Here is a 5,065-nt window from a genome sequence, read left to right on the forward strand (position 1 = left end):
GGTTGCCGATCATCGGCGGGAAACGCATCCCGCCCCTGGCGGCGATCATCCCCGCCACCATCGGTGGCCTGGTCCTGACCGCCGTCTGGGGAAGCACACTGCTCGCCTGGCTCCACGTCCCGGGATTGCACGCCCTGGGGTACTCCAACGGCTGGTGGGAGTTGCTGGCAAAGGTGTGCATCATCCCGGCAACGCTGTGGGGCCCCATGCTCCTGGCCCTGACCTACGCCTACTACGTACGTCGCTGCCGACCAGCCCGATGAGAGCCACCGAGCCGGAGACTCGGCACCACAACCACCCGCAGGCGCCATCACATTGCCAACCACCCGGGCCGGCCCCACTTGGGCGTGATGGCGTTCGCGTAAACGTGCGCTGCCCGGCAGCATCACCAGGGCACGCTGGTCGACCCTGGGCGCCTTCACCAGCACCGCCGACGGCTTCGGCCCGACCATCCACGACAGGTCGGCGGCCACGGCGACCGCCACCCCGGTCGCAGCAGCCGCAGCCGGTCTCACCTGCTGAAACCGGCCCACAAGCTCGACTTCCGTGGCGGTTCGGCAGGGTCGGACACCTGGCGGTGTGGACTGCGGTGCGCAAGGTGGAAGTCGCTGCCACGGTCAGGCGGGTGTGGTAGTCGAGGCGGCCGTCGCCGTAGTCCGGCCGTTCGTCCGGATCCAGGTCGGCCGGCACGCTGTCGGGCAGCATGTCGGGCGGCGGCCGTAGCGTCTGCGTTGGTCCTCGTTCAGGAAGTTGATCGGCACGTGCGCCCTTCCTCGGTCGTCGGGTGACTCGCGCGTGATGGTGCCAACGCGTTCGGGCGGGCGTTCGGTGATCTCTCGTTCCGGCCCGGAACCGTGATCCCCTCTGATAGAACGTTCCGCGCGTGGGTCGCGCCGACCGTGTGACCGGCGTCCGGCCGGTGGGCGACTCGGTGTCGTCGGAAGCCGGGGCGGGCCTGCACGGCCACCACGAAGGGTGTATGTGGACCCCGACGCCGCCCGGGAGGTGCGCCGAGCATCGCATCGCGCGCCCCGTCGACGCGCGGGGTACACCCGAACGAGCGAGTCCCCGGCCCATGCCGGCACGCAAGGATCTCCCGGGCGGGCCGCGGGAATCGGGCGGCTGGTCGGGACAAGCCCCCGGAGGCGATCGCCGGGCCGACCAGCTTGCTCGCCCCCGGCGGCGCCCGCCGTTGACCGCCTGCGGTGGGCGGGGCCGGCCGCACGGGTGGGGAGTCGTTCAGCGAGGAATCACCCAGCCCGGTGTCCAGGTCCCGGCGGTGTCTTGGCCGCCCGTCGTGGCGGCGAGGTGGGCGCGGAGGGCGGCCAGCGCCGGGTGGGGGTTGTCTCGGTGCCAGAGGAGCGAGTGCGGGTAGACGGGTGTCGGGTCGGTCACCGGGATGCGGCGCAGGCCGTGGTCGGTGGGCCAGATGAGGCGGGTGTGCCCGCCCATGAAGGTGGCCAGGGCCGGGGTGTCGGCGATGGTGTCGAGGAGTGCGTCGGAGCCGAAGTTGGGGCCGGTCACTTCGATGGTGAGGCCGAACTCGGCGACGAGGTCGTCGTAGTAGGCGCCCCACTCGGTACCGGGGGCGATGCCGGGCATCCAGATCCGGTGCCCGGTGAGCTGGGCGACGGTCACCGACCGGGCGCCCGCCAGCGAGTGGGCGGGGCCGGTGAGGAGTTGGAGCGGCTCGTCGAGCACCCGGACGGACGCGATGTCCCCGGGAAGGGGCCGGGCGGGCGCGGCGACGGCGCGGAAGGACGCGTCGATCGCACCGGAGCGGATGGCGGTGACGGCCGTCTCGATGTCGAACAGCATCATCACGTCGAGGTCGATCTCGGGGTGTGCGCGATGGAAGCCGCGCATCAGGCCCGACTGCGCGCTGCGCGAGGCGATCACGTCGACGCGCAGCGGACGGTGGCCCGGGCGCACGGATGCACCCGCGCGCTCGGCGACGCGCATCAGCTCGCGTGCGTGGGGCAGGAACGCCTGCCCGTCGATGGTGAGCTCGGCGCCGCGTGGGGCACGGGTGAACAACCGCACACCGAGGTCGTGCTCCAGTGTGGCGATGCGTTTGGAGACGGCCTGCTGGGTGATCGACAGGTCGGTGGCGGCTTTCTGGAACTGGCCCGCTTCTGCGACGGCGACGAAGGTACGTACTGCTTCGAGGTCCACGCCGACCCACCTTAGTGAACAACCGGTGGTTGTGGATTGCCGGCAGGTCGGTTGTTTGACCTGCCGTTGTCCTGCCCGCTTACCTCTCATCGGTCAACGTCAGTTTGTTCGGGTGGGACCTCAAGGGGAGTGCGCCGAGCATGGTGGGCAGGAGATGGTTGGGTCGGCAGTTCGGCTGGCTGTGGGCGTCATATGCGGTGAGCGCGTACGGGTCCGGGCTGGGATTCGGGGCGTTGCCGCTGATCGCCGTGCTGGTGTTGCATGCCGGACCCGCCGAGGTGTCCGCGCTGTCCGCGGTGGGGCCTGCGGTGGGCGCGCTGATCGCGGTGCCGCTCGCGCCGTGGGTGGAGTTCCGGCGCAAGCGCCCGGTCATGATCATGATGGACCTGGCCCGGTTCGCGGCCATGGCGACGATCCCGGTCGCCTACGCCTTCGGATGGCTCGGTTTCGTCCAACTGCTCGTGGTCTCGGCCGTGGTCGCCGCGGCCAGGATTGCCTTCAACGCGGCCGGTGGCGCCTACCTCAAGGCCCTCGTGCGGCCGGATGACCTGCTCGTCGCCAACGCGCGGTTCGAGTCCACGAACTGGAGCTCCATCGCGGTGGGGCCACCGCTGGGCGGGGCGGCGATCGGCCTGTTCGGGCCGGTCACCACCGTGGTGGCCGACGCGCTCCGCTACCTGCTCTCCGCGCTGGGCATCACCGCGATCCGCGGCCGGGAAGAAGCACCGCGAACGACCGACAAGAGCCCGCTCCGGGCGGGCGCGCTGCTCGACGGCCGGCGGCACATCATGGGCCACCCCGGTCTGCGGCCGCTCTACCTCAACCAAATGCTCGTCGCCGGTCTGATCATGGCCACCGAGCCGCTGCCGGCCGTGCTCCTGCTTCGCCGGCTCGGGTTCCCGCCCTGGCAGTACGCCCTCGCCTTCGCCGCCCCCTGCCTCGGCGGACTCATCGGCTCCCGGCCGGCCCGCCGTGTCGTGGACCGCTTCGGCCGGCACCGGGTCTTCCGGACCGTCGGCACCCTGCGCGCCATCTGGCTGATCGGCCTGGCGTTTGTCCGTCCCGGCGTCGTAGGCCTCGTCACCGTGATGGCCGTCGAGCTGGCGATCATCGTCAACATGAGCCTGTACGGCCCGGTGCTCGCCACCTACCGGCTCGAACACACCCCCAGGCATCTCGTCGCCCGCACCCTGTCGGCCTGGTCGATCGGTCAGCAGGCGTCCATCGCCGTCCTCACCGCGCTCGCCGGGCTGCTCGCCGACGTCACCGGTCCACGCACCGCTCTCACGGTCGCGGGACTGCTCATCCTGACCACCCCGCTCCTGCTTCCCCGACAGGACCAGATGTCGCAGCACGAGCCCGAACCGTCCCGCAGCCACTCGTGAGGCACCACGACTTGCCACCCGCAGGCCGGCCGGTCCGCCGGTGCGCGTCCGCGTCGACCCGGCACACCACCGTTCAAGGAGAACTCGCGTGAACACTGCCCCCGTGCTCGACCCCGCCCACACCGCGCTTCTCGTCATGGACTACCAGCCCGCTATCCTGGCCTTCGTGCCCGAAGGCGAGGACCGCAACGCCCTGCTCGGTCGTGTGGAAGGGGCCATCGCCGACGTTCGCGCACATGGCGGCACCATCGCCTACGTACGCGTCGGCTTCACCGATGCCGACTGGGCCGCGATCCCGGCCTCCAACAAGTCCTTCGCCCCGCTGGCCCAACACCGCGTCATGCACCACGAGGACCCCGCCGCTGCCATCCACGAACGCCTGGCTCCCCAGGACGGCGACATCGTCGTGCGCAAGATCCGCTACGGCGGCATGTCCACCACCGAACTCGACCAGCAGCTACGCGAGCGCGGCATCACCACTCTGGTCGTCTCCGGCATCAGCACCAGCGGCGCCGTCCTGTCCACCGTCATCGACGCGGCCGACCGCGACTACCAGCTCTACGTCCTGTCCGACGGCGTCGCCGACCCGGACACCGAAGTCCACAACGTCCTGCTCCACCGGGTCCTTCCCTCACGCGCCCACATCATCGACACCACCGAGCTGCACACCCTGCTCCGGGCCGACTGACTCCAACCAGGAGCCGATCCCACCCGCAGCCGCCGCACCCACCCGGTGTGTGGCGGCCGCTCAGACCTCCAGTGCCGACCCGGCAGCAGCCCGGAGCTTCACCGCCGCCACTCATAGCCGCCGCGACCTCGTCAGGTTGCGTTAACGGCTCCAGGCACACTGCGAGCCCGTGACCGGTGCAAACATCACCGCCGGGATAGCCCCGGCGGTGAATGCCACCCGCACCGGGTTCGCGCTTCTTCGGCCGCGTCCGGGTCGCGCAGCGGACGCAGGCCACCAGGCAGGTCGGGAAGCTGGAACGAGTACCGGCCCAGCGAATCCCTACGGCCGGTTCGAGCTGGACATGAACTCCCACCTCGAACGACGGTCCGTCCCCCGAGGCGGTCGGGCCATCCCCTCCCCGAACCCTGGATCGCCGGGTCTTCGGCGATTGCCACCGGGGTTCCGTCAAATTCCGGTCAGCGCCCCGTCCCCACACTCGGGAGGCCCGGTGACAATGTCGTCGGCCAGCGGGGTCACCACGGTGAGGATCTCCTGTGTGATCTCGTCCGCTACTCCGGCGGCGGTCAGCGACGCCGCCAGGTGCTCGACGAACCTGGCGAAGTGCCGCTGCTCTATTCGCAACCACCCGAGGCGATGGACGTCCTTCATCGAGCGGCTCTTCTCATACACCACGTCTCCCCAGGGCTGCCTGTACAACGGGCGGCCCCGGTACTCCACCGGCCCGCCCAGAGCGTGACCCAGGAACTCGGCCTGACGCGCCTTGATCCGGTCGAGGTCGCGGTTCGCGAAGAACGGGGCGAGGTCCGCATCGAGC

4 protein-coding genes and 1 pseudogene are annotated in these 5,065 nt (G+C 70.6%); 3 read left to right on the forward strand and 2 right to left on the reverse strand.

Annotated features, from left to right (window positions below):
* Positions 1-263, forward strand: a pseudogene (locus A3IC_RS0112205) (hypothetical protein); the annotation flags it as partial.
* A gap of 976 nt (positions 264-1,239) precedes the next feature.
* On the opposite strand, the gene A3IC_RS0112210 reads toward A3IC_RS0112205, so the two are convergent.
* A complete protein-coding gene (locus tag A3IC_RS0112210) occupies positions 1,240-2,175 on the reverse strand; it encodes a LysR family transcriptional regulator (RefSeq protein WP_020550336.1) in 936 nt (311 codons plus the stop codon).
* A 140-nt stretch (positions 2,176-2,315) separates the two neighbouring features.
* Here A3IC_RS0112210 and A3IC_RS0112215 point away from each other — a divergent pair, with 140 nt between their 5' ends.
* Both A3IC_RS0112215 and A3IC_RS0112220 read left to right on the forward strand, forming a co-directional pair.
* On the forward strand, positions 2,316-3,560 hold the full coding sequence (locus A3IC_RS0112215) for an MFS transporter (protein WP_052173424.1): 1,245 nt from the start codon (positions 2,316-2,318) through the stop codon (positions 3,558-3,560).
* A gap of 88 nt (positions 3,561-3,648) precedes the next feature.
* Positions 3,649-4,248 (forward strand): cysteine hydrolase family protein, encoded by a 600-nt coding sequence (locus A3IC_RS0112220; protein WP_020550338.1) that lies wholly within the window; start codon positions 3,649-3,651, stop codon positions 4,246-4,248.
* A 447-nt stretch (positions 4,249-4,695) separates the two neighbouring features.
* On the opposite strand, the gene A3IC_RS53950 is transcribed toward A3IC_RS0112220, so the two are convergent.
* A partial coding sequence (locus tag A3IC_RS53950; protein ID WP_020550339.1) for a group I truncated hemoglobin occupies positions 4,696-5,065 on the reverse strand: 370 nt, incomplete at its 5' end.

Origin of the sequence: Embleya scabrispora DSM 41855 (genome assembly GCF_000372745.1) — a bacterium.
GTDB lineage: Bacteria > Actinomycetota > Actinomycetes > Streptomycetales > Streptomycetaceae > Embleya > Embleya scabrispora.